Raw genomic sequence first — 22,983 nt, forward strand, 5'->3', positions numbered from 1 at the left:
GGTCACTGCTGAACCCTGTGGGAGCTGGGCTTGCCCGCGATGGCGGTGTGTCAGGCACTGTATATTTCGACTGAAAGTCCCTCATCGCGGGCAAGCCCGCTCCCACATTTTGAGCGCATTTCAAATTCGGATGGCGGGCGCCCTCGCCCAATCAATCTCCTGAGCCGGCATCGGCCGCCCAAACCAATACCCCTGCCCCATATCGCACTCCTGATCCAACAGGAACCGCGCCTGGTCCATCTGCTCAATGCCTTCTGCTTGCACCTGCATGCCCATGCTTTTGGCCAGAGCAATCACTACACGCACGATAGCCGCGTCATCCTCATCCCACGGCAACCCGGCGACAAAGCCCTGGTCAATCTTGAGCTTCTGTACCGGCAAGCGCTTGAGGCGCAGCAGCGAGGAATAGCCGGTGCCGAAGTCGTCGATGGCCAGGCGTATGCCAAGCTCACGTAGGCGGTGCATCTGCTCAAGGGCCACTTCGGGGTCGTGCATCACCGCGCTTTCGGTGACCTCCAGTTCAAGGAAGGCCGGATCAAGGCCGGTAGCGTGCAGCACTTGGGCGACTTGCTCGTACAGCTCGCGCCGGGCAAACAAACGGCTGGAGACATTAACGGCAATAAAGCTCAGTGGCACACCGTCAGCCAGCCATTGGCACATCTGGCGGCAGGCCTGATCCATGACCCAGGCGTCGATGTCGGCAATCAGCCCGGTGCGCTCAGCGATGGGGATAAATTCGCCAGGCGGCACCAGACCGCGCCCCGGGTGTTGCCAGCGCACCAGCGCTTCGACGCCAATCAGGCGGCTGCCTTGCAGGTCATGCACGGGTTGGTAATAGACGCGCAGCTCTTGCTGATCGAGGGCACGACGCAGTTCACCGGCGATTTCCACGCGGTTCTGGGCGTGAGCCGTCAGCTCTTCGGTGTACAACGCATAGCCTTCACGACCGGCGCTCTTGGCCTTGAATAGCGCGGAATCCGCGTTGCGCAGCAGTTGCTCGGCGCTCAGGGCGTCGCTGGGGAACAGGCTGATACCAACGCTGACGCTGATAAACAGTTGATGGCCGTCAAAAATGAACGGCTGCTTCATTGCATCAAGAATGCGTTGTGCCAGTGCGGCCGCCTGCACCACTTGTGGACAACTTTCCGCCAGCACCGCGAATTCGTCCCCACCCAGGCGTGCCAGGGTCACTCCGGAGCCGAACAGGCCTTTGAGCCGCTCGCCGACTACCTTGAGCAACTGGTCGCCGACGTTATGACCGAGGCTGTCGTTGATGATTTTGAAGTGATCCAAGTCCAGCAACAGCAAAGCGCAGCCGCGTTTGTGCGCTTGCGCCGAGGCCAGTGCCTGCTCGGCGCGGTCGGTGAACAACAGGCGGTTGGGCAGGTCGGTCAGCGGGTCGTGGTGAGCGAGATGCGCCAGCTCGTGCTCGGAATCCTTGATGGCGCTGATATCGGAAAACACCGCGACGTAATGGCTGACGTTGCCTTGATCATCGTGGATCACGCGGATGGTTTGCCACTGTGGATAAATTTCACCGCTTTTGCGTCGGTTCCAGATTTCGCCGCTCCATTCACCCGTGCTTCCCAGGGTCTGAAACATTTGCTGGTAAAAATTCGACGAATGGCGCCCTGATTTGAACAGACTTGGCCGCTCCCCGATGACGTCTTCGCGGCGATAGCCGGTGATCTCCATAAACGCCCGGTTGACGTGCACGATCAGCCCCTGGGCGTCGGTGACCAGCACCCCTTCGCGGGTGCAATCAAACACGGCAGCAGCCTGTTGCAGGCGCTCGCGGTTTTCTTTCAAGGGTTGTTGCAGTTGATGGGCACGAGCAAAACGGGCGCACATCAGATAAATAGCCAGCGCGCTGAGGGCCACCCAAACATAGCCGCGTATCTGCAGCCAGTGCCCTAACTCCTGCGGCTCATCGAGAAAGTTGATCAATAGTTGGTTGCTGAGCTGGAGCCACACAATGGAAACCAGCAGGTATACCAGCCCCGTACGTAGGGCACCTCGGTATGAAAACAGCATATGGTCAGTAATCCTTACCAAAAAAACAGCATCGCCCTACAAAGGCTGCGGATTATAGAATAAGAAACATCCAGTCACTCCTATCTGAAAGGGTGGCTGGTTTTATCTGTGGGCTTAGTGATAATGCGTGAGCTGTTTTTTTCTTTATCTGAGGGCCATACAGCCTATGTGGTACAACGGTTTTCTTGACCTGTCAGCCTGGCAACTGGTGGCAGTCACGCTGTTGATGACCCACGTGACCATCGTTGGGGTCACCGTCTATCTGCACCGTTATTCAGCCCACCGCTCCCTGGAGCTTAACGCCGGCCTGAAACACTTCTTCCGCTTCTGGCTGTGGCTGACCACGGCGCAGAACACCCGCGAGTGGACCGCCATCCACCGCAAACACCACGCCAAATGCGAAACCGTCGACGACCCGCACAGCCCGGTCATTAAAGGTCTGTCCACCGTGCTGCGCAAAGGTGCCGAGCTGTACCGTGCCGAGGCGGAAAACCCCGAGACCCTGCGTATCTACGGCAAGAACTGCCCGGACGACTGGATCGAACGCAAAATCTACACGCCCTACCCGCTGCTGGGCGTGGCGATCATGGGCGTGATCGACCTGCTGCTGTTCGGCACCATCGGCATCACCATCTGGGCGATCCAGATGATGTGGATTCCCTTCTGGGCTGCCGGCGTGATCAACGGCCTGGGCCATGCCGTGGGCTATCGCAACTTCGAATGCCGTGACGCAGCGACCAACCTGGTGCCGTGGGGCATCATCGTCGGCGGCGAAGAGCTGCACAATAACCACCACACCTACCCCAACTCGGCCAAGCTGTCGGTGAAAAAATGGGAGTTCGACCTGGGTTGGGCGTGGATCAAGGTGTTCAGCTTCCTGCGCCTGGCCAAGGTGCAGCGCGTCGCGCCTATTGCCCACCGCGTGGAGGGCAAGGGCCATCTGGACATGGACACCGCCATGGCGATTCTCAACAACCGCTTCCAGATCATGGCCCAGTACCGCAAGTTGGTCATCGGCCCGCTGGTCAAGCAGGAGCTGGAGAAAGTCGATCATTCGGTACGCCACCAGTTCCGCCGTGCCAAGCGCCTGCTGTCGCGTGAAACCAGTTTGCTGGATGACCGCCACCATGTGCGTATCCAGAGCATGCTGGAACACAGCCAATCGCTGAAAGTGATCTACGAGAAGCGTCTGGCGCTGCAACAGATCTGGCTCAAGACCAGCTCCAATGGCCACGATATGTTGGCCGCGATCAAGGAATGGGTGCACGAGGCCGAAGCCAGCGGTATCCAGTCCCTGCGCGATTTTGCCCACCAATTGAAAACCTACTCACTGCGTCCCGCGGCGGTCTGACTGGGTGCCCGCTCGCCCAATGTGGCGAGCGGGCTTGCCCCGCGTTGGGCTGCGAAGCGGCCCTAATAATGACGAATGCGGTGCATCAGGCATTCCTCTGGCCCTGGTTTTGGGGCCGCTACGCAGCCCAACGCGGGGCAAGCCCGCTCGCCACACCACGCCCATCCCCCCACAGAGCTTGGCTTGGCACCGATTTCTGACGCCATTTCTTAGTCATCCCATTGACGGAACTTCACCGCATTTACCCTCTCTCAATGAACACTTCGCCATCATGGTGACCCCTTGTTGTGACCGCTGCTCCATCCTGCGGCGCGCCCAGAGAGAGTTGTACCGATGGTTCACGAGAAGCCCTACCTGCCCGAGGCCCCCACAGCTGAGCCGCCGCGTCCGGCCGCGGCGGCAACCCTGTTGGCGCTGATGCACGCCCAGGGCGAAGTCGAAAGGTTGAGCGAGCGCGAGCAGTTGCTAAGCTCGCTGCTGGTCAGTGTGAATGCCGTGCTCTGGGCTATCGATTGGGAAACGCGTCGCGTGCTGTACGTGAGCCCGGCCTACGAACGGGTATTTGGCCGTTCGGCCTGTTTGCTGCTCGCTGATCACCGGGAATGGCGCAACAGCATTCACCCCGAAGACCTCGACTACGCCGAACAGAGTCTCGCCCGTGTGCTGGAACTGGGTGCCGTGGAAGACCGCGAGTACCGCATCATCACCGCCGACGGGCAGATTCGCTGGCTGAGCGACAAGTGCTACATCAACCAACACGTGGAGCCCGGCGCGCCGATGATCGTGGTCGGCATGGCTGAAGACATCACCGAAAAGAAACAGTTGGAATTGGAGTTGCATCGCCTCGCCACCACCGATGTGCTGACCCAGAGCAGCAACCGTCGGCACTTTTTCGAATGCGCCAACCTGGCCTTCGACAGCGCTTACGCCCAAGGCGCACCGCTGGCATTTCTATTGCTGGACATCGATGACTTCAAGGACGTCAACGACACCTACGGCCATCTGGAGGGCGATCAGGTGTTGCGGCGTATCGCCGAGAGCGGTCGAGGGGTATTGCGCCGTGGCGACCTGTTCGGGCGTATTGGCGGCGAAGAATTCGCCGCCGTGCTGCCCGGTTGTGCGCCTGAAATGGCGTTGCAGGTGGCCGAACGGCTGGGCAAGGAAATCCAGGCACTGAGTTTCAGCTATGAGGGGTGGGGGTTTACCGTGACCATCAGCCAGGGGCTGGCCAGCCTGCGCGAAGAAGACTCAACCCTGGACAGCCTGTTCGCACGGGCCGATGCCGCCATGTACGAGGCCAAGCGCCTGGGCAAAAACCAAATTATCGTAGCAACTGACGAGCTTTAGCGAGGCTGCGTCCGGGGCGACTCGGTCCAGTGCCTGGCATAAGAATGGCGGTGTGGCTACCGCAGCCTCGCTATAGCTCGACAGCTGCTACGGGGTTTTGCGAATCCGCGTGAGCTCCGACAACCCGACTTTCAACAAGCGCGCAGTCTTGCTCCCTGCCAGTACTTGCAACCCTTCATGTTCGGTCAGGCGTGCCATTTGCGCCGCCAGGTTCACCACCAGCGCTTCTCGCGAATACACCCCGCCTTCGAGCGAATAGATCGCCGCGATCAGTTGGCGCAGCTCCAACGGCAGGCGCCAGCGCGCACGCAACGCCGACCCATAGGCCGCGCCGAAGGTGGAGAGGGACTCACCAATCGCTTCGTCATCCAACGCGCCGCCGCCCTGGCGCCAGTCTTCCAGGCAGCGCAACAACGCCAAGTCACCCAATCGGTGCAGGATGCCGGCGCTGTAACAGCGCTCGTGGTCCAATTCCAGCATACGTGCCAAGCGCCGAGCATAGTCGGCGGTGTCCTCGGACAACTGCCAGTGACGCTCGGCGTAGGCAACCAGGGCCGGATCGCCCAACACCACGTTGTGTTTGAGGGCCAAGCCCAGGATCAGGTTCATGCTCTGCCCGGCCACCAGCTTGTGCAACGCCGCTTGCAGGGTCTGCACCGGCGTGCCGTGATAACCGGCGCTGTTGGCGGCGGCGATCAGCACAGCGGTGATTTGCGGGTCCATGCGCACCTGGTCTTCCAGGCGCTTGAGGTCCAGGCCATCATCCCCGAGGCTGTGTTGCACGGCGGCCTTCACGTCGACCCGCAACGGCGCACCGTCGCAGGTGTCGCGGCGGCGCTCCAGGAACACCGGTAACGTCATGCCGGGTGCCAGCGGCGGAATCTCGCAATACACGGTTTCGCCTTCGTTGAGCAGCAGGTCTTGCAGACGCTGGGTCAGGCCTTCCATGTTCAGGGGTCTGGTCAGGTAAGCCGTAGGCGCCAGGGGCAAGGCCTCACGCACGCTGGCGCTGTCATTGCGACTGCTCAGCAGAATGAATGGCAGCGCGGGCGAGCGGCGCTTCTGGCGCACACTGCGCAGTAGACTCAGGCCATCGATGCCCGGAAGCTCCCAATCCGCCAGGATCAGGTCGTAGGTTTTTTCTCGCAGCAGCTCGGCTGCTTGCTGCCCATCTGCACACACATCCAGCCGTGCGTCGCAGCGCACATTCAACAACACTTGCTTGAGCAGATCCCGCGACCAAGGGTCCGCTTCAGCGATTAGAACTCGGGGTACAGCCGGTAAATCAACAGCAGTCATCCAGCACGCTCCATCGGCAATCCTGCAACCTTAGACAATCAAGCCGCCTACGTACAATGAACAAGGCCTTAATGTGCCGAACCGGGCACAAAAAAACCCGCCGAGGCGGGTTTTTTTATGTCGATCAAGTCAACATTCGTTTACAGCTCGGAGAAGCACTCTTCGATGATCGCCAAGCCTTTGTCCAACTGCTCGTCCGGCGAGGTCAGCGGAACCAGTACGCGCAACACGTTGCCGTAGGTGCCGCAGGACAGCAGGATCAGGCCTTTGTCGCGTGCCTTGGCCACCACGGAGGCAACGGCAGCAGCGTTCGGCTTGTGGCTGTCGCCATCTTCGAACAGTTCGACCGCAATCATCGCGCCCAGGGCACGCACTTCACCGATCACCGGGTACTTGGCCTGGATAGCTTTCAGGCCAGTGACCAAGCGCTCGCCGACAGCCTTACAGCGGTCCAGCAAGTGCTCTTCTTCGAACACTTCCATCACCGCCAAAGCCGCGGCGCAAGCGATCGGGCTACCGGCGTAGGTGCCGCCCAGGCCGCCTGGGGCGATGGCGTCCATGTATTCGGCCTTGCCGCACACACCGGCCAGCGGGAAGCCGCCAGCGATGGATTTGGCGAAGGTGGTCAGGTCGGCGGCAACGCCCATCTGTTCCATGGCGAAGAAGGTACCGGTACGGCCGGCGCCGGTTTGCACTTCGTCGGCTATCAGCAGAATGCCGTGCTTGTCGCACAGCTCGCGCAGGCGCTTCATGAAGGTTTTAGGCGCGACGTAGAAACCGCCTTCACCCTGGACCGGCTCGATGATGATGGCAGCGATATCACGCGGCTCGGCATCGTTCTTGAAGATGCGCTCGATGCTGGCGATGGAGTCGTCATCGCTCACACCGTGCAGTTCGTTCGGGAACAGCGCGCGGAACACGCCGCCTGGCATCAGGCCCATGCCGGCCGAGTAAGGCACGACTTTACCGGTGAGGCCCAGGGTCATCATGGTGCGACCGTGATAAGCGCCGGTGAAGGCGATCACGCCGGCACGGCCAGTGGCGGCGCGGGCGATTTTCACGGCGTTCTCTACGGCTTCGGAACCGGTAGTGACCAGCAGGGTTTTCTTGGCGAAATCACCTGGAACCTTGGCGTTCACTTTTTCGCACAGTTCCACGTAAGGCTCATAAGCCAGAACCTGGAAGCAGGTGTGAGTCAGTTTGTTCAACTGCTCGGTCACGGCGGCGATGATTTTCGGGTGCACATGACCGGTATTCAGCACGGCGATACCGCCGGCGAAGTCGATGAACTCGCGACCTTCAACGTCGGTCACGGTGGCGTTCTTCGCGGATTCGGCGAAGATCGGGTGAATCTGGCCAACACCGCGCGGTACAGCGGCTTCACGGCGTTTCATCAGGGATGCATTGGTCTTGCTCATAAAGTCCTCATTCGCCACTCATCGGGTGGCGTGGTCCAAGGAATACGTGGCGGGGAGGCAACTACGGCAGCATGCGATGATCGACTGCCACAGCTTTCCCGGCCACTACGAATAACGTCTTGAAACACACAAAGGGTCAGCGCTCTCGTGCCCTTTGCGTTTGCAGCAATGCCTTGCCGGGCGTGTTAAATGCCCAGGCAGAGGTATTTGATTTCCAGGTAATCCTCGATCCCGTACTTGGAGCCTTCACGGCCCAGGCCCGAGGCCTTGATGCCGCCGAACGGCGCCACTTCGTTGGAGATCAACCCAGTGTTGACGCCGACCATGCCGTATTCCAGTGCTTCAGCCACACGGAACACACGGCCCAGATCGCGGGCATAGAAGTAGGAAGCCAGACCGAACTCGGTGTCGTTGGACATCGCGATCACTTCGGCTTCGTCTTTGAAACGGAACAGCGGCGCCAGTGGGCCGAAGGTCTCTTCCTTCGCGACAGCGGCGTTTTTCGGCACGTTAGTGAGGATAGTCGGCTCAAAGAAGTTGCCTTCCATGACCTTGCCACCGGCCAGCAACGTGGCGCCTTTGCTCAGGGCGTCAGCGATGTGTTCCTGCACCTTGGCCACGGCTTTTTCGTCGATCAGCGGGCCAGTGGTGGTGCCTTCTTCCAGACCGTTGCCGATCTTCAATTTAGCCACGGCCACTTTGAGCTTCTCGGCGAACACGTCGTACACCGAATCCTGGATATACAGGCGGTTGGCGCAGACGCAGGTCTGACCGTTGTTGCGGTACTTGGAGATGATCGCGCCTTCGACGGCCTTATCCAGGTCCGCGTCGTCGAACACGATGAACGGCGCGTTGCCGCCCAGTTCCAGAGAGACTTTCTTGATGTCCTTGGCGCATTCAGCCATCAGTTGGCGACCGATTTCGGTCGAACCGGTGAAGGACAATTTACGCACGATCGGGTTGCTGGTCAGCTCGCTGCCGATGTCGCCGGCGCTGCCGGAGACCACGCTGAACACGCCTTTCGGAATGCCCGCACGCTGGGCCAATTCAGCCAGGGCAAACGCCGAGAACGGGGTCTGCGAAGCAGGCTTGAGCACCATGGTGCAACCGGCGGCCAGGGCCGGGCCGGCTTTACGGGTGATCATCGCGGCCGGGAAGTTCCACGGAGTAATGGCCGCGGTCACGCCAATCGGTTGCTTGATAACGATCAGCCGCTTGTCCGGCTGGTGGCCAGGAATCACGTCACCGTAGACACGCTTGGCTTCTTCGGCGAACCACTCGATAAACGAGGCGGCGTAGACGATTTCGCCCTTGGCTTCAGCCAGCGGCTTACCTTGCTCCAGGGTCATCAGGCGAGCCAGGTCTTCTTGGTTCTCGATGATCAGTTCGAACCAGCGACGCAGCTTGTTCGCGCGGTCCTTGGCGGTCAGTGCACGCCAGGCCGGCAGAGCCTTGTCGGCGGCTTCGATAGCGCGACGAGTCTCGGCGGCGCCCATCTTCGGCACGGTACCGAGAATTTCGCCCGTGGCAGGGTTGTTGACCTTGATGGTTTGACCGTTGTCCGCATCGACCCAAGCGCCATCGATAAAGGCTTGCTGGCGAAACAACTGGGCATCTTTAAGCTGCATGTCGGCTTTCCTTAACAGCACCGCGCGCACGCGGAGCGAATTAGAGTTGTTGAAAGGCGCCTTGTGGGCTGCCGTCAGGGAAATCAGCCCCAGCACGCGAGAATAAGTGAATAGCGCACGGGAGACAGAGCGTTTGAAATCTCAAACGAATCCTAGGATCAATGGGGGTGCAGGGCAATAGTCTGTTCGAAAAAAAGAACGAAAACGGCGCATTTGCCGAATCTTTCTGATCAGCGTCATCCGACCGGGCTCCACCGCCCCGCCCCCTACCGCCCGGCGCAGGGCCCCGGCACGCCCATTTCCTACCCACCAGCGGCCAAAAACCAGCATGGACGCCCAAGGTCGACATGGGTATGATGTCGCCCGCACAAGCATCCGTAGCTCAGCTGGATAGAGTACTGCCCTCCGAAGGCAGGGGTCGTGGGTTCGAATCCCGCCGGGTGCACCAGATACAGATGAAAAAGCCCCAGGTCGAAAGACCTGGGGCTTTTTTGTGGGCGTCCATTTCAATGGGGGGAGAATGCCCCTGGCTGAACTGAGCGGTCTAAATTAGACAGCTCCGGCACGTCGGAAAAAGACTCGAGCAGCACCTGCTCCAGGATGGCAAAGAAACATTTGATGTGGGCCTGTTTCAACGCCTGAGGACGGGTGACCAGATAGACCTCCATATCGGGAAGTCGAAGATCCAGGAACAACTCCGTCAGGCCCTGCGCCAGAATACGTGGCAGCACCGCCACTCCCATGCCTCGTCTCACAGACTCAAGTTGTACGGCAAACGAATTCACGCTGATCTGCGCACGGTCCAACCCCGCAGCCTTTGCAGCACGCATTTGCGGCAGCATGTCCAGCGGAGGAAGCAGGGCAATATTGACCGCCGTAGCCGGAGTCACCCCTGGAAACCGCTTCAGGTACCCCGCGTCAGCGAAGACACCATAGGCGAGCCTGCCTACCGGTCGATAAATCAGCGATGGCTCGCCGAGGTGAGCGGTGCGTACAGCAATGTCTGCCACGCCACGGACGATCTTGTGAAAGTCGGCGGCTACCAGTAACTCAACGGAGCAACGTGGGTGCAGGGCAGTAAAGCGACTCGCGGCCTCCAACACGCAAGACGAGAACCCCTCTCCCGCACTGACCAGGACACTGCCAACCAGCTCCTCTTGCAACCCGGTCAAGTCCGCGGCTGCCTGGCGCCTCAGCCCCGCTTCCGCTGTCAAAGCAACTTCCACCAGGGATTGGCCCCGCGCGGTCAACCAGCATCCTTCAACGCCCCGCTCGACCAGTGGCTCACCTAGGGCGGCCTCCAACTGGGTCAGGCGACGCGAGACGGTAGACGCCGCGATACCCAGCAGTTGGCCCGCTTGAAGAAAGCTGCCACGCCGCGAGACGGCCAACAGCAGACGAAGATCGTCCCAATTTGCTTGCAACGCCATACCGCTTAGCCTTCCTGGTCTGCATATGTGCAAAACGATTATGCAGCAGTCGCTGTTTTTCCGCAGAGGCCTCAGCGGTATATCTACAGGCCTTCGAAACGACTGGAATGGAATGTATGACTATGGGCCCCCTGCGCAACACATTCGTTACCGGCGCAACCGGATTGTTGGGCAACAACCTGGTACGGGAACTGGTCGCGCGTGGCTATGCGGTCAAAGCGCTGGTTCGCTCAAGGGCCAAAGGTGAACAGCAGTTCAACGATTTGCCGAGTGTGGAATTGGTCGTTGGCGACATGGCCAATGTCGACGCGTTCGCAGCGTCGCTGCAAGGCTGCGATACGGTGTTTCATACGGCGGCGTTCTTTCGCGATAACTACAAGGGTGGCAGCCACTGGGAGGCACTCGAAAAGATCAATGTCGCCGGTACGCGAGACCTGATTCACCAGGCCTACCGCGCGGGGATACGCCGGTTTGTCCATACGTCTTCGATTGCCGTGCTCGACGGGGCGCCTGGCACCGCTATCGATGAGACATGCCTGCGGGCCGAAGCTGATGCGGATGACTACTACCGCAGCAAGATCCTCGCCGACCATGTCGTGCTGACGTTTCTGGAAACCCATCCCCAGATGCATGCCTGCATGGTGCTGCCGGGCTGGATGTGGGGGCCTGGCGACATTGGCCCGACCTCCTCGGGACAGTTGGTCAAGGATGTCGTCAACGGCAAGCTGCCCGGACTGATTCCCGGCACCTTCTCCGTGGTCGATGCCCGTGATGTGGCCTGGGCGCAGATTGCTGCAGCCAAACATGGACGGCGAGGAGAGCGCTATCTCGCGGCAGGTCGGAACATGACCATGCGCCAGTTGGTACCTGCTCTGGGACGTGTAGCAGGCGTCAAGACACCCGCTCGGCAACTGCCACTGCCCGCGTTATACGTCTTGGCGGCGGTGCAGGAAGTCTATGCGCGCTTGACCGGCAAGCCCATTTTGCTGAGCATGGCGACGCTGCGACTATTGATACGAGAGGAGCACCGTACCTGCTTTAACCACCGCAAAAGCGAACAAGAACTTGGCCTGAGTTTTCGAGTGCTGGAGCAGACCATTTCTGACACGGTGACGTGGTACCGGGAGCATGGCGGGTTTAGAAAAAACAAGGACGAAAACAAACGGTGAGCAAGACAATAATCCTGATGCGTCACGGCGAGCCAGCGCTGGCTGCAACCCATAAAATCTCAATGTCCGAGATGAAAGACTGGATCGAGCACTACAACCGATCCGAAATCACCCGCCAGCCCGTCCCGGATGCCAGCACGCAACTCGCCGCAACCGCCACGGTGATCGTTTCAAGTAACGCACCGCGTGCGCTGACTTCCGCCCAGGCGCTAGGACTGGAGCCCGCTGTGGTTGACGCGCTGTTCTGCGAGGCGCAATTGCCTCACGGTGATTGGCGACTTCCCCGACTATCGCCGTTTACCTGGGCATTTATCTTTCGCGTCTTATGGCTGTGCGGTTACTCACGCAATGTCGAATCCGCCGGCGCCGCGAGGCTGCGCGCCAGCACGGCGGCTCAACGACTGCAGTCCCTTGCCGGTGAAGGGCCGGTTCTGCTGCTCGGTCATGGCGTTATGAATCGAATGATCGCCAAACAGCTGCTCGCAGACGGGTGGACTCGCCAACAGCGTAACGGCAGCCAATATTGGAGTGCGGCGGTGTATCGATATGGCGATGTATAAGCGGTGATACCGGCCGGCAGCCAGAGGGCTTAAATGAAAAGCCCCAGGCCGAAAGACCTGGGTTTTTTTTGTGGGCGTCGACTTAACGCTTTTGTAAGGCCTCCAACCGCGCCGGCAAGTCTTCCTCGGGAAAGCGCGTATACAACGCCAGCAGCTTTTCATCCGCCGCCTTCGCCTCGCCGGCCTCACGCAGGTTCACGATTTCCTGCAACCCCTCCTCCAACGAAGGCAATATAACCGGCGCCCGCTTACTCAGTTTCGCTGTCGACTTTTGCGCCAACGAACCCGCGATTTCGGCTTGAACCGGCGCACTTTCAACCCTGGGTGCGACGGCCATCCGGGCCATCGGTGCCGGTGCGGAGAACGCCTGCGGTGCCGGGCGCGCAGCCTCATCATGAAGCGCGGAAAACGTCGCTGTGGATATTTCCGGTTGCGGCACGGGCGAGCGCATGACCACGCCGATCATCAGCGCCACACCGGCGACGGTCGCAAATGCCATCTGCCAGCGTGGTTGTTGGCAGGCGTGCAGCCAGCGTTGCCACAGGCTCAGTTGCGGTGCCGGGGCTTCGCAGCGGGCGGCGTTGAGGATGAAGGCGTCGAGGGACGCAGGCGGTTCGCCGGTGGTGTGTTGACGAAAATGTTGGAGCAACACGTCGTCGGGGTCCGGTGTGTGTCGGGAGTCGGTCATGCGGATATCTCCTCGGCCAGCAGGCGGCGCAGTTTCTGCTGGGCATAACGCAGGCGGCTTTTTACGGTTTCCAGCGGGGCTTTGGTGAGGGCGGCGATTTGCGGCACTTCGAGGTCGCCATGCAGGCGCAGCAGGAAGACTTCACGCTGGTCTTCGGGCAAGTCTTGCAGCGCGGCGTCGAGTCGGGCCTGGTCGCGGCTCAAGCTCAGTTGCTGTTCAGGGCCGGCGCTATCGTCGGGCTGAGCATGCAGTTGTTCGTCGTAGCTGTCGTGCAGTGGGTTGTGAATTCCGTGCTTGCGCCAATGATCGATTAGCCGGTTGCGGGCAATCTGGAACAGCCAAGTACGAAAACTCGCGCGCCCCTCTGGCTGCGTGCTGCTTCGAATCAGGCTGAGCCAGGTCTCCTGATAGATTTCCTCGGCCAGTTCAGCCTTGTTGCTCAGGGACACAAGGAACCGATACAGGCCCTGGCGGTGCCGCGCGTACAAAACCTCGAACGCAGCACCGTCACCGGTTCGGTAGCGAGCCAGCAGCGACTCGTCGCTGGGTAAATCGTTTGGAGCGGGCATATCGATGGCTAACTCCCTTTATCAATGTTTGGCAGGGGTCTTGAGGCCCTGCGCCAATTCCACCAATTGCACGAACTCGTTGCGCAACCCAAACGGGTCATCCCCTCGCGCCGAGCGGGCCAGTGCGGCGGTGTCCTGCAAACTCATGCTGCCAGTGTAGCGGCCATCGCCTTTGAGCTGTTGAGCGAAGGCAGCCACTGCCGCCGAGAAACGCAGGTCGTCGCTTGCCTTGGTGGACTCGTTGCTGATGGGCCGCTCAATCAGTTGACTCTCACCCCCCGCCGCAGGCTTGTAGCGCACCCGCAACATCGCCAGCTCAGCGGATGTGCTTTCAACCGCAGGCGCGGCGGCGTAACGCAACGGCTCCAACCACCCCTGCTCGCCCTTCGGCACAATTTCGTACAACGCGGTGACCGTATGCCCTGCACCGATTTCACCGGCGTCGACTTTGTCGTTGTTGAAATCCTCACGCTTCAAGGCGCGATTTTCATAGCCCAGCAGGCGATATTCGCTGACGCGTGCCGGGTTGAACTCCACCTGCAATTTCACATCCCGCGCCACCACCGTCAGGGTCGAGCTGAGTTGGTCCACCAGCACCTTGCGCGCTTCGCGCAGGTTATCGATGTAGGCGTAGTTGCCGTCGCCCGCGTCGGCCAGTTGCTCCATCAGGTGTTCGTTGTAGTTATCCACACCAAACCCCAGGGTGGTCAGGGATACACCGCTTTTGCGCTGCTCGACGGCCATTTGCTTGAGGCTGTCGAAGTCGCTGATGCCCACGTTGAAGTCACCGTCGGTGGCCAGCAGGATGCGGTTGATGCCCTTGTCGATGAAACCTGCGCGGGCCATCTGGTAGGCCAGTTCGATGCCGGAAGCGCCCGCAGTTGAGCCGCCGGCGGTGAGTTGGTCAATAGCGTTGCGGATCTTCGTCTTGTCGCGACCGGAAGTGGGTTTGAGCACCACACGGGACTCACCGGCGTAGACCACCAGCGACACACGGTCCTGAGTCCGCAACTGGTCTACCAGCAATTTCAGGGTGCTTTTCACCAACGGCAAGCCTTCGCGGCGGTCCATGGAGCCGGACACATCCACCAAGAACACCAGGTTGGCCGGCGCCAGGTCCGCCACGGCGCGGTCGGACGCTTTGATGCCGATGCGCAGCAGTTGGGTGTGCGGGTTCCAGGGTGTGGCGGCGACTTCGGTGGTCACGCCAAAAGGCGAACCATCGGTGGGCAATGCGTAGTTGTAAGGGAAGTAATTGACCATTTCCTCCAGTCGCACAGCCCCCTCAGGCGGCAAGCTGCCTTGGTTGAGGAAACGTCTTACATTGGCATAACTGCCGGTGTCGACGTCGACGCTGAAGGTGGAGACGGGAGTTTCGGCGACGCGATGCACCGGGTTGTCCGGCAGGTTTTCGTATTGCTCGCGCGGCTCGCTGCGGTACGCCATCGCCGCCGAGTCCTGCATCACCAAGCCCGTGGCCATGGGTGCAGGCAAGGCCATGCGTTTGCTGAGCGCAGGGTAGCTTTTCAGCTCGGAAACAGGGGCTGCTTCGACAGGCTTTTCCACATCACGGGAGGAAGGCAACCCACAACCCGCCAGCGCTACCAGCAAGGTAACGGCGAAGCCCTGGGCAGCAGGACGCACGTGCAGAAGAGGACGGGACATTGGCTTAACCTCGTGTGTGAATAATCCGTTCACAAGGTCAGACGCAAGGCTTCAGGGATTCGGGTTAAAGACCGGTGTTTGTGGATAGGTCGAAACGGGCTACAACTGGCAATTCAACCGACTGACGCCCATCCAGCAGCGACGGGGTTAAGTGATTAAATTAAACATTTCGTCTATAAAAAACATCAACTTCAACACCTTATAAACTTCATACGCAAGACTTACGCAGTCACATATCGACCTTTGGAAATCTATTCTCACACTGGCAGTTTTGCACTTAGCAACATGGAGTTTGCGGATTCGTTCAAGAAAGGAAAAGTGCAATGACCCACTGAGAGTTACCACATTGAGAATAGATTCCAGACCCTCTTTTTATCCCCTCCATCCGCATGCCGCCCAACAGACTCGGCACTCCTCCCGCCCCTCACCTTTACAGATGATCTTCCGACCGCTCTTTCAACCTTTCATCCGGCACCGCTTTGTGCGTCCAGCTCAACAGCAATACAACCAACAGAATCGCCGCTGGGACGCCCCCGCTACAGGCAACCGCACCGCAAGCAGCGGTTACTATGACGCTACTCAGCGCTCGGACGATCCGCATATAAGCAAGATCAACAAGCAGTCTTTTGATAAACAACGGGCAGTTGAGCAACTCACACAAGGCACGAGTAAATGGCAGGACTGGAACCGAAATGGCAAGACAGAGATTTCCTACCACTTCAAAAACGACCGAGATGGCAGTTTTAACGAAACGCAAAAACAAGAAGCCCGACGCTCCATCCAATCCTGGAGTGATGTGGCTAACCTGGCCTTCACTGAAAACGGCCGCCTGGCAGAGGGACGATTGTCCTTCCGGATTTCTAACAACGAAACCGCTGCCCAAGGTTTCTATCCCAGCCCCAATGCCGATGGCGGCGATACCGTTTACAACCCAAGTTTTGTCGCGCGCCCGGTGATAACCCACGAAATCGGTCACACCCTCGGCCTGACGCATCCGGGTCACTACAACGGCCAAGCTTCAGAGGAGCAGCGTGTCTACGCACAGGACTCGAAGCCCATACCGTCATGAGCTATTTCGAGGCTCAAGGCAGCGGCAAACTGCTTGGGGAACGACCGAAAGCCCCCATGATGGATGACATCAGCGCCGTTCAAAACATGTACGGCGCCAATCATCAAACCCGTCGAGAAAACAACACCTACGGTTTCAACGCCAATAGCGGAAGGGACTACTACTCCCTAAAAAACCACCTTGATACCGCCGCCTTTTGCATATGGGACGGCGCCGGTAACGACACCCTGGATGTCTCGGGTTACGGCAACAACCAAGTCATCAACCTCAGGGCTGGCTCGTTCTCCGATGTCGGTGGCTTGCAAGGTAATGTCTCGATCGCCCGGAATTGCCTCATCGAAAATGCCATTGGCGGCTCCGGCCACGATGCACTGATCGGTAACGACGCCGATAACCGGCTCACGGGCGGGGGTGGCGCCGATCGGTTGCGTGGCGGCAGAGGCGCCGACACGTTCGTCTACAACCGCGCCAGCGACTCAGCCCCTGCAGCCCCGGACGAAATCATGGATTTCACCAGCGGCATCGACAAAATTGATCTGCGCGCAATAGAGAAAGAAGCCAATACACACCTCACCCTCGTGACTGAATTCACCGGGCGTGCTGGAGAGACAATCGTGAGTTACAACCCGCAAACCTATCGCTACTTCGTCGCCATAGACCTGACGGGCAACCGCAACCCGGACTTCCTGGTGAACAGCACGCAAGTGATCAAGCCCAAGGATATTTTTGTGAACTGAGGGTGTAGAAAGCCTTTGCTGACATGTGGTCAGCAAAGGCTGTTTCGACAAATCAATCCGTACCGTACTTCGGATTACGCGGACCATACAGGATCCCGGTGCGTTGCCCCGCTGACAGCAGGCGCGCACTGGTGATACCGGCAATCGGATGCGCCGCATCGGTGGAGCTGTTGATCACCTGCTTGACCGCCGCCGAGATCAACATGCCCACCAGGCCACCATTGTTGTTATTGCCTTCTTCGCTGGAAGCCCGTGCAGAACCGGTCCACAGGGTGGTGCCGGTACGCAGGTCTACCAGTTTGGCCGAGGCCGTCACGGCAGTGTCGCTGGAGATCAGCATGTACTTGGTGCCGTACTCGCTGACGGTGATGTACAGCGCCGCATCCGCACCAAAGATGTCATGCAGCTTGCCCGGCGCCACAGCCTGAATATCGTTGGCGGTAGTCAGGCCGTTCTGGCGGAAGGTTTCGTCCACCAAGGCAATCGGCAACACGTAGTAACCGGCTTCGGCCAACGGGTAGGTGACCTGGGAAACCATGCTGTACGACGCCTGCACTTCCGGCGATTCGTTGACCGGCGGCAGTACCAGGATCGACTTCGGTCGCGACTGCTTGTACGCCGTGTAGTCGATGGTCTTGGGGGCCGCGCAACCGCCGAGCAAGGCCAGGGCCAGCAAGGCACCAGTGAGTTTTAATAGGCTCATTTAGTGGCGACTCCGGTCTTGGCGTTTTTCAACAGAAAGTCCATGTACGAGGCGGACTCAGGGAACAATGCCTTCTCGGTACGGAACTCCTGCACCATCTGGTCATCCTTGCCCATGCTCAGGTACAGCATGCCCAGGTGGGCGTGGTACCCCGGAGGCGCCTTGCGGCCACTGGCGTTGATCTTTTGCAGATCGCGCTCCAGAGCCTCGACCTGCGCTTCCTTCGGCTCGCCCTTGAAGTACTCGTAAACCTGCGGTTGGTAGCTTTCCCATTGATACAGGGGTTGGGGCGCCGTGTGGCACCCGGCGACCGTCGCGATTGTTGTCAGCATCAGCGCCAACTTCACTGCCTTGCTCATCCGTGTACTGCTCCTTGAGGTGTTGCTGATCAGTTACGCGGGTTCCAGGCGCCGGCGTTGATGCCGTCGACGAGGCGGTTGATCGCTTCGCGCATGGCCAGGTCCAGGACCTTGCCATTGAGGGTGGAGTCGTAGCTGGCGGTGCCGCCGAAGCCCACGATTTCACGGTTGGACAGGGCGTATTCACCGGCGCCCTGGGTGGAATACACCACTTCGGAAGTACTGATGTTGACGATATTCAGCGCGACTTTGGCGTAAGCCACCTGGGTCTTGCCACGGCCGAGGATGCCGAACAGCTGGCGGTCGCCGGTTTCTTTACGGCCGAATTCGGTCACGTCGCCAGTTACCACAAAATCAGCGCCTTTGAGCTTTTGCACGGTGCCTTTGATCGCGGCTTCCTGGGAGATTTCGCCCATGTTGTCGCGGTCCAGCACGCTGAAGCGGTTGGTCTGCTGCAGGTGGGTGATCAGGATCGTCTTGGCCTGGCCACCGAGGCGGTCGACGCCGTCGGAGAAGATGCCGCGCATGTAGCTGGAGCGGTTATCGAACTTGCCCACGGCAATCGGCACGCGTACGCCGGAATAAGCGACATTGGCGCTGGCGACTTGCTCCACCGGCATGGCGCGATTGCTCTCCGTGGCACAACCGGCCACGGTCAGCAGCGCTGCGGCGGTGAGGCCCGACAGCAGGATTTTGGACAGTGTTTTCACGTAGTGCTCCTGGGGTGAGAGATCTGTTGCGGCAGATGAAACTAGCGGGATGGAATGTTGCGTAAATCATCGACGATAAAGCGGCTCAACAGCCCCGTGTAGAAGCCCTCGACGTTGGAGTTGCCGCTGCGGGTAAGAATCCCGCCGACCGTCTTGAGGTTCTGCCAATTCCCCGCGCCCCCTGCAGGCATCAGACCTTCACGCGCCTGGGCAAAGTGCAAGACTTCGGCGTTGCCTTTCCTGACTTTGACCTTGTAGTTGAAGTCGACACCGACCAGGTATTTGTTGTCTTCGATAAGCGTGCTGATCAAAGCACCCTGGGTGTCCTGAATACGCCGCGCGTAGATGACATCCACATCCAGGATGTAGTCAGCGGAAGCTTTGCTGGTGGCATAGCGCTTGGCCTTGAGCAGACGGTCCACCAAATCGATACCCAATTGCTGGCGAACTTTGTCATCCGGCAAAAAGCGCTCGTTCTGCCCCTTAACATCAACGTCAAAAGTGTCGAGCCAGTAGGTAGCAGTCTTGGGAATGGTGACCGGCGCCGGGGAGATGTAGTAATCCGGCTTGGAGGCGCAGCCTGCCATTAGGCAGACGGCAAGGAATACGGCAAACGCGCGCATGTCTGATTTCGTCCCTGAAAAGTATCGTGTTTTAAACAACCGCGGCATTTTACGGGGTTGAGAGGGCTTCTCAAGTTGTTTCGGTGACCGCTGTGCCGTAACGCACACACCTCAAGTTATGCGCCGCCCGGTCGAGACACTGGCTTGATTCGCTCATTAATAGGGAAATAGTGTGTTGAAAAGCCTCTACCGCGCTGCGGCCCTGGTCGCTGCGCTGTCGATGACAGGATGCGTGTCCTACACCGTCACCGGCCCCATCGGCGCCCCGCTCCAACCCGCGTCAGTCAGCAGCCCGCGCAGCGCGCAAATCGCCGATGTGACGGTGAACGCCGCCGACGTCAACGATGCCAACAAAACCGCGATCAGCCGCTCGCTCACGGTCCAGCTCAACCAGTACGTGCGCACGGCGGGCTACTTCAAGCAGGTCACCGAGTACCCGGTGCGGCTAGAAGAAAACGACGTATCGCTCAAATTCAACATGACGTCCCTCAAGGGCCATCGTGGCGTGCACCCTGCCTACGTGCCCGGTGCGCTGCTAACGCTGACAATCTGGATCTGGGTCAACGGCCCGATTTTCGTCGACACCTTCGACGTGGCCGGCGACCTGGTGATCGTCGACCGCGACGGCAAGGAACTGGCGAGCGCCAAGCAAGAGGTCAAGTTTGAACGCAACGTGGGCCTCTACGGCCGTGAATACTGGGCCCCAACCATGGGCGCCAAACAGTTGAACGAACTGGTCGCACAACTGCTCGACAACGCCACCGCCAAACTGGCCAAACCGTAAATTCAAGGAGCACCACATGAAAGGACTGATCAAGCACAGCGTGGTACTGGCAGCGTTATTGTTGGGCGGTTGCGTGTCCTACTCGCAACACGAACTGCCACCGGTACAAACCTGGCCGCCGACCGCCAACGCGCCAGCGCAAAAACCCACGGCGTACGTGCGCACCACAGCGTTGAACCAGGTCAACAGCGGCCCCGGCAACACCGCCCCCGGCGCCCCCGCCGCCTTGTGGGAAAAAGCGGTGGCTGACTCGTTCCGTCAGTCCAACCGCTTCTCGCGGGTGAGCACTGACAAGGTCGACTCGGACATCTACGCCGAAGCCACGCTGTACAACAACGAACAGTTCAGCATGGCCTCGGCGATCATCACTGGCGTCACGTTCTTCATCATCCCATCCACGGCGAAGAACACCTTCACCCTGCAGACCGTGTTCAAGGACAAGGACGGTAAAGAGTTGGGCCGGGTCAGCAAAAGCGAATCCGTGCGCACCTGGATGCACCTGGTGCTGATCGTGGGCATCCCGTTCCAGACGGACACGCGGCAAGTGGTTGAAGCACTGACGCGCAGCACGCTGGATGAGGCCGTGCAACGCAAGTTGCTTTGATAGTCACTCGGTAGGCGCCGGCGAGCCGACGCCCACCTTCCCTTAATCGACAGCAACCGTTACCGCCACCGAATACGTCACGGGGTTGTCCCCTGCGCCGCCCTTGGTGCGGAACGTCAGGCTGGCTTGTTGGTCATTGGTAACCAGCGGAACCACCGGCTTCGAGAAGTTTTGCTCGGCTAGCCGATGGCTGCTGCAACCGGCCATTAACACAGCGAACGCCATGGCTACGGGGAACGCGAAAGTGGCTCTCATAAGAGTCCCGAGAATGAACAAGCGGGATTCAGGGCCAGCACAGCGCCCGGCCCGATAAGGGCCTTTGCATGGCATTGGCTAGATGCTGGCCAAAATGGTCGGTTCGCCCCTGATGGCATTCAAGTGCAAGGATCGCCACAGAAACCCGAGGGCATTCAGCCAATGTCTTTGTCTTTTCCCGGTCCCGGCACCAAGGTCAGCCCCGGGTGCTCCACATCGCGGGAAACATGCGATTTCACGCCCTCCACGCCGCCCTCTTCGTCGTTGTGGATGACCAACACACCGGGTCGGCGCAACTGCTCCAGTTCGCCGTCCCCCAACTTGAAGCTTTCACTCAGGTGCTTATCGCTGAGCGCATTGGCCTCGGCGCGGCGCTGGGCGAACTTGCGGCCGCGGTGTTGTTGATAACGTGCCCAACTGATCAGGATCACTGCATTGAACAAGGCAATCCACAGGTACACCTGCAAGGTGTTGAGCGCCGAAAAAATCGGCGCGTCCAGGCGTGGGCCGCCATGGGTTTCAAGCATCGCGGTAATCCCGCGGGCCAGCAGCCAGATCAGCCCGCCCCAGGCCAGCAGCGTCAGCAGTACATCGATGATCCACATCACTGAGTTTTGGCGAGTTCTGACCAGTTTCATGGTCACGCCTCCTCTTCACTAGGTTTAATACCGCGATCCGGGCTGACCCAGCGCGCGCGCTTCTGGTGCTGACTGAAGAGCACCTTGGGAAAGCTGACCAGGGTGGTCAGCAAACTGACCAGCCAGAACACCATCGGGTACCACACGGTCCAGAACAGGGTTTTCCACAGGTCTTTCTCGTAGCGCCGGTCGATCAGGATGCTGACCGCAAACTGCAGCAGACACACCATCGCCAGCACCAGGCCGGTAAACGCGGGGGGCACCAGGGACTCCACGACAAGTGCCGGTGGCAGTACCACGAACTTACCCACGCCCCAGAAGATGACAGAGAGCAGGAAGGTGAAAGCCCAACCGGTGGACAGGCAGTATTCGAACAATAGCGGCCACAGGTAACGATGGCGCCATTGCCAGATGCCACGGATATTTTTGAACAACACCTCGGCGCCTCCCTGGGCCCAGCGCAAGCGCTGTTTCCACAGGCCGCCGACCGTCTCGGGCATCAGGATCCAGCACAAGGCGCGGGGCTCGTAGAAGATGGCCCAGTGATCGAGTTGCAGCTTCCAACTGACATCGATGTCCTCGGTGATCATGTCGGTGCTCCAGTAGTCGATGCGGTCCAGCGCCTTCTTGCGAAACGCCACCACCACACCCGAGACCGTGAAGATCCGGCCGAACACCCGCTGGGTACGCTTGATCAACCCAATGATCGAGGAGAACTCGCCCACCTGCACCCGGCCGATCAGCGTCGAGCGCGTACGAATACGTGGGTTGCCGGTCACGGCACCCAGGCGCGGGTTATCGAGCATCGGTGCAACCATGTAGGCCGCTGCATTTTTGTCGAGCAATGCGTCGCCATCGATGCACACCAAGTACTCACTGCGCGCGGCCACAGCGCCCATGCGCAAGGCCACGGCCTTGCCCTGGTTCTGCGCCAGGTGCAGCACCCGCAGGCGAGGATTCTCCAACGCCAGGGCATCGAGTACCGCAGCGGTGTTGTCTTGGGAGCCGTCGTTGACAGCGATCACTTCGATGTTCGGGTACAACTGGTTCAGTGCCGCATGAATGGTGTCACCGACGTTATCACCCTCGTTGTAGCAAGGAATGATGATCGAAATCAGCGGATTTCCAGCCAAGGTCGGCGCCGGCGTGTCTTCCTTCCAGGGCCAGTGACGCTCCCAGTGCAACCAGAAGTACAGGCCACCAGAGATCCACAGCGCCGACATGAACAGCGGGTAGAAAAACACGAAGTCCATCAGGAATTGCCCGGTGACCAGGAAGATCAGGCCAAGGGGTACGCCCAACACCAGTGCCAACACGAATAAAGCCAGGATTCTGTCGAACAT

At 59.6% G+C, this 22,983-nt stretch carries 23 protein-coding genes and 1 tRNA gene; 9 read left to right on the top strand and 15 right to left on the bottom strand.

The genetic code is table 11. The features are described 5' to 3' along the window. Positions 1-120: 120 nt before the first annotated feature. A complete protein-coding gene (gene dibA / locus BFL40_RS03445; RefSeq protein WP_071482497.1) occupies positions 121-2,034 on the bottom strand; it encodes a phosphodiesterase DibA in 1,914 nt (637 codons plus the stop codon). A gap of 166 nt (positions 2,035-2,200) precedes the next feature. Here dibA and desA point away from each other — a divergent pair, with 166 nt between their 5' ends. Both desA and BFL40_RS03455 read left to right on the top strand, forming a co-directional pair. Next, entirely contained in the window at positions 2,201-3,385 is a 1,185-nt protein-coding gene (desA, locus tag BFL40_RS03450) for a delta-9 fatty acid desaturase DesA (RefSeq protein WP_071482496.1), read from the top strand. 333 nt (positions 3,386-3,718) lie between these two features. Continuing rightward, positions 3,719-4,732 (top strand): sensor domain-containing diguanylate cyclase, encoded by a 1,014-nt coding sequence (locus BFL40_RS03455; RefSeq protein WP_071482860.1) that lies wholly within the window; start codon positions 3,719-3,721, stop codon positions 4,730-4,732. An 87-nt stretch (positions 4,733-4,819) separates the two neighbouring features. Here BFL40_RS03455 and BFL40_RS03460 read toward each other — a convergent pair whose 3' ends face one another. The 3 genes from BFL40_RS03460 to gabD form a co-directional block, all read right to left on the bottom strand. After that, complete coding sequence (locus BFL40_RS03460; protein ID WP_071482861.1) at positions 4,820-6,031, bottom strand: HDOD domain-containing protein; 1,212 nt, start codon at positions 6,029-6,031, stop codon at positions 4,820-4,822. Between the two features lie 140 nt (positions 6,032-6,171). Beyond that, positions 6,172-7,449, bottom strand: a complete 1,278-nt coding sequence (gabT, locus tag BFL40_RS03465) for a 4-aminobutyrate--2-oxoglutarate transaminase (RefSeq protein ID WP_071482862.1) — start codon at positions 7,447-7,449, stop codon at positions 6,172-6,174. 185 nt (positions 7,450-7,634) lie between these two features. Beyond that, positions 7,635-9,077, bottom strand: coding sequence for an NADP-dependent succinate-semialdehyde dehydrogenase (gene gabD / locus BFL40_RS03470; RefSeq protein ID WP_071482863.1), 1,443 nt, complete (start codon positions 9,075-9,077; stop codon positions 7,635-7,637). A gap of 371 nt (positions 9,078-9,448) precedes the next feature. Here gabD and BFL40_RS03475 point away from each other — a divergent pair. After that, positions 9,449-9,525 (top strand) — tRNA-Arg (locus BFL40_RS03475). 58 nt (positions 9,526-9,583) lie between these two features. Here the strand turns inward: BFL40_RS03475 and BFL40_RS03480 are convergent. Next, a complete protein-coding gene (locus tag BFL40_RS03480; RefSeq protein ID WP_235864706.1) occupies positions 9,584-10,507 on the bottom strand; it encodes a LysR family transcriptional regulator in 924 nt (307 codons plus the stop codon). Positions 10,508-10,638: 131 nt separating this feature from the next. Between BFL40_RS03480 and BFL40_RS03485 the strand changes: the two genes are divergently transcribed. Together BFL40_RS03485 and BFL40_RS03490 are read left to right on the top strand one after the other, a co-directional pair. Next, entirely contained in the window at positions 10,639-11,676 is a 1,038-nt protein-coding gene (locus tag BFL40_RS03485; RefSeq protein WP_139213568.1) for an SDR family oxidoreductase, read from the top strand. A 17-nt stretch (positions 11,677-11,693) separates the two neighbouring features. Then, positions 11,694-12,236: a histidine phosphatase family protein gene (locus tag BFL40_RS03490; RefSeq protein WP_071482905.1), complete on the top strand. Its 543-nt coding sequence runs from the start codon at positions 11,694-11,696 to the stop codon at positions 12,234-12,236. A gap of 82 nt (positions 12,237-12,318) precedes the next feature. Here BFL40_RS03490 and BFL40_RS03495 read toward each other — a convergent pair whose 3' ends face one another. From BFL40_RS03495 to BFL40_RS03505, 3 genes are read right to left on the bottom strand one after another with little or no spacing between them, the layout of a single operon-like run. Next, the gene (locus BFL40_RS03495) at positions 12,319-12,924 is read right to left on the bottom strand and encodes a hypothetical protein (protein WP_071482865.1); all 606 of its coding nucleotides are present in this window, start codon (positions 12,922-12,924) and stop codon (positions 12,319-12,321) included. Continuing rightward, complete coding sequence (locus BFL40_RS03500) at positions 12,921-13,493, bottom strand: RNA polymerase sigma factor (RefSeq protein WP_071482866.1); 573 nt, start codon at positions 13,491-13,493, stop codon at positions 12,921-12,923. The genes BFL40_RS03495 and BFL40_RS03500 overlap by 4 nt, the downstream gene beginning before the upstream one ends. A gap of 21 nt (positions 13,494-13,514) precedes the next feature. After that, positions 13,515-15,158, bottom strand: coding sequence for a vWA domain-containing protein (locus BFL40_RS03505; RefSeq protein ID WP_071482867.1), 1,644 nt, complete (start codon positions 15,156-15,158; stop codon positions 13,515-13,517). A gap of 481 nt (positions 15,159-15,639) precedes the next feature. On the opposite strand from BFL40_RS03505, the gene BFL40_RS34245 reads away from it, so the two are divergent. Both BFL40_RS34245 and BFL40_RS34250 read left to right on the top strand, forming a co-directional pair. Beyond that, complete coding sequence (locus BFL40_RS34245) at positions 15,640-16,227, top strand: hypothetical protein (protein ID WP_235864705.1); 588 nt, start codon at positions 15,640-15,642, stop codon at positions 16,225-16,227. Then, positions 16,224-16,964, top strand: coding sequence for a M10 family metallopeptidase C-terminal domain-containing protein (locus BFL40_RS34250; protein ID WP_071482869.1), 741 nt, complete (start codon positions 16,224-16,226; stop codon positions 16,962-16,964). The genes BFL40_RS34245 and BFL40_RS34250 overlap by 4 nt, the downstream gene beginning before the upstream one ends. Before the next feature lie 52 nt (positions 16,965-17,016). On the opposite strand, the gene BFL40_RS03520 is transcribed toward BFL40_RS34250, so the two are convergent. The 4 genes from BFL40_RS03520 to BFL40_RS03535 are packed head-to-tail and all read right to left on the bottom strand — an operon-like array spanning position 17,017 to position 19,359. After that, positions 17,017-17,667, bottom strand: coding sequence for a DUF799 domain-containing protein (locus BFL40_RS03520; protein ID WP_071482870.1), 651 nt, complete (start codon positions 17,665-17,667; stop codon positions 17,017-17,019). Further along, positions 17,664-18,026 carry a DUF4810 domain-containing protein gene (locus BFL40_RS03525; protein WP_071482871.1) on the bottom strand — a complete coding sequence of 121 codons (363 nt, stop codon included), beginning with the start codon at positions 18,024-18,026 and terminating at the stop codon, positions 17,664-17,666. The genes BFL40_RS03520 and BFL40_RS03525 overlap by 4 nt, the downstream gene beginning before the upstream one ends. A gap of 29 nt (positions 18,027-18,055) precedes the next feature. Then, positions 18,056-18,736: a CsgG/HfaB family protein gene (locus BFL40_RS03530; protein WP_071482872.1), complete on the bottom strand. Its 681-nt coding sequence runs from the start codon at positions 18,734-18,736 to the stop codon at positions 18,056-18,058. Between the two features lie 41 nt (positions 18,737-18,777). Beyond that, on the bottom strand, positions 18,778-19,359 hold the full coding sequence (locus tag BFL40_RS03535) for a hypothetical protein (protein ID WP_071482873.1): 582 nt from the start codon (positions 19,357-19,359) through the stop codon (positions 18,778-18,780). A gap of 172 nt (positions 19,360-19,531) precedes the next feature. Between BFL40_RS03535 and BFL40_RS03540 the strand changes: the two genes are divergently transcribed. Then, complete coding sequence (locus BFL40_RS03540) at positions 19,532-20,143, top strand: hypothetical protein (protein ID WP_071482874.1); 612 nt, start codon at positions 19,532-19,534, stop codon at positions 20,141-20,143. 16 nt (positions 20,144-20,159) lie between these two features. Then, on the top strand, positions 20,160-20,747 hold the full coding sequence (locus BFL40_RS03545; protein WP_071482875.1) for a hypothetical protein: 588 nt from the start codon (positions 20,160-20,162) through the stop codon (positions 20,745-20,747). A 42-nt stretch (positions 20,748-20,789) separates the two neighbouring features. Here BFL40_RS03545 and BFL40_RS03550 read toward each other — a convergent pair whose 3' ends face one another. From BFL40_RS03550 to pgaC, 3 genes are all read right to left on the bottom strand, one after another. Next, positions 20,790-21,002 (bottom strand): hypothetical protein, encoded by a 213-nt coding sequence (locus BFL40_RS03550; protein ID WP_139213515.1) that lies wholly within the window; start codon positions 21,000-21,002, stop codon positions 20,790-20,792. 155 nt (positions 21,003-21,157) lie between these two features. Next, positions 21,158-21,640: a poly-beta-1,6-N-acetyl-D-glucosamine biosynthesis protein PgaD gene (gene pgaD, locus BFL40_RS03555; protein WP_071482877.1), complete on the bottom strand. Its 483-nt coding sequence runs from the start codon at positions 21,638-21,640 to the stop codon at positions 21,158-21,160. A 2-nt stretch (positions 21,641-21,642) separates the two neighbouring features. Next, entirely contained in the window at positions 21,643-22,983 is a 1,341-nt protein-coding gene (gene pgaC / locus BFL40_RS03560) for a poly-beta-1,6-N-acetyl-D-glucosamine synthase (protein WP_071482878.1), read from the bottom strand.

Origin of the sequence: Pseudomonas costantinii (assembly GCF_001870435.1) — a bacterium.
GTDB lineage: Bacteria > Pseudomonadota > Gammaproteobacteria > Pseudomonadales > Pseudomonadaceae > Aquipseudomonas > Aquipseudomonas costantinii.

Excerpts from the sequence above, each read along its gene's own strand:
- dibA (WP_071482497.1), bottom strand. The coding sequence starts at position 2,034 with ATGCTGTTTTCATACCGAGGTGCCCTACGTACGGGGCTGGTATACCTG.
- desA (WP_071482496.1), top strand. The coding sequence starts at position 2,201 with ATGTGGTACAACGGTTTTCTTGACCTGTCAGCCTGGCAACTGGTGGCA.
- BFL40_RS03455 (WP_071482860.1), top strand. The coding sequence starts at position 3,719 with ATGGTTCACGAGAAGCCCTACCTGCCCGAGGCCCCCACAGCTGAGCCG.
- BFL40_RS03460 (WP_071482861.1), bottom strand. The coding sequence starts at position 6,031 with ATGACTGCTGTTGATTTACCGGCTGTACCCCGAGTTCTAATCGCTGAA.
- gabT (WP_071482862.1), bottom strand. The coding sequence starts at position 7,449 with ATGAGCAAGACCAATGCATCCCTGATGAAACGCCGTGAAGCCGCTGTA.
- gabD (WP_071482863.1), bottom strand. The coding sequence starts at position 9,077 with ATGCAGCTTAAAGATGCCCAGTTGTTTCGCCAGCAAGCCTTTATCGAT.
- BFL40_RS03480 (WP_235864706.1), bottom strand. The coding sequence starts at position 10,507 with ATGGCGTTGCAAGCAAATTGGGACGATCTTCGTCTGCTGTTGGCCGTC.
- BFL40_RS03490 (WP_071482905.1), top strand. The coding sequence starts at position 11,694 with ATGCGTCACGGCGAGCCAGCGCTGGCTGCAACCCATAAAATCTCAATG.
- BFL40_RS03495 (WP_071482865.1), bottom strand. The coding sequence starts at position 12,924 with ATGACCGACTCCCGACACACACCGGACCCCGACGACGTGTTGCTCCAA.
- BFL40_RS03500 (WP_071482866.1), bottom strand. The coding sequence starts at position 13,493 with ATGCCCGCTCCAAACGATTTACCCAGCGACGAGTCGCTGCTGGCTCGC.
- BFL40_RS03505 (WP_071482867.1), bottom strand. The coding sequence starts at position 15,158 with ATGTCCCGTCCTCTTCTGCACGTGCGTCCTGCTGCCCAGGGCTTCGCC.
- BFL40_RS34250 (WP_071482869.1), top strand. The coding sequence starts at position 16,224 with ATGAGCTATTTCGAGGCTCAAGGCAGCGGCAAACTGCTTGGGGAACGA.
- BFL40_RS03520 (WP_071482870.1), bottom strand. The coding sequence starts at position 17,667 with ATGAGCCTATTAAAACTCACTGGTGCCTTGCTGGCCCTGGCCTTGCTC.
- BFL40_RS03525 (WP_071482871.1), bottom strand. The coding sequence starts at position 18,026 with ATGAGCAAGGCAGTGAAGTTGGCGCTGATGCTGACAACAATCGCGACG.
- BFL40_RS03535 (WP_071482873.1), bottom strand. The coding sequence starts at position 19,359 with ATGCGCGCGTTTGCCGTATTCCTTGCCGTCTGCCTAATGGCAGGCTGC.
- BFL40_RS03545 (WP_071482875.1), top strand. The coding sequence starts at position 20,160 with ATGAAAGGACTGATCAAGCACAGCGTGGTACTGGCAGCGTTATTGTTG.
- BFL40_RS03550 (WP_139213515.1), bottom strand. The coding sequence starts at position 21,002 with ATGAGAGCCACTTTCGCGTTCCCCGTAGCCATGGCGTTCGCTGTGTTA.
- pgaD (WP_071482877.1), bottom strand. The coding sequence starts at position 21,640 with ATGAAACTGGTCAGAACTCGCCAAAACTCAGTGATGTGGATCATCGAT.
- pgaC (WP_071482878.1), bottom strand. The coding sequence starts at position 22,983 with ATGTTCGACAGAATCCTGGCTTTATTCGTGTTGGCACTGGTGTTGGGC.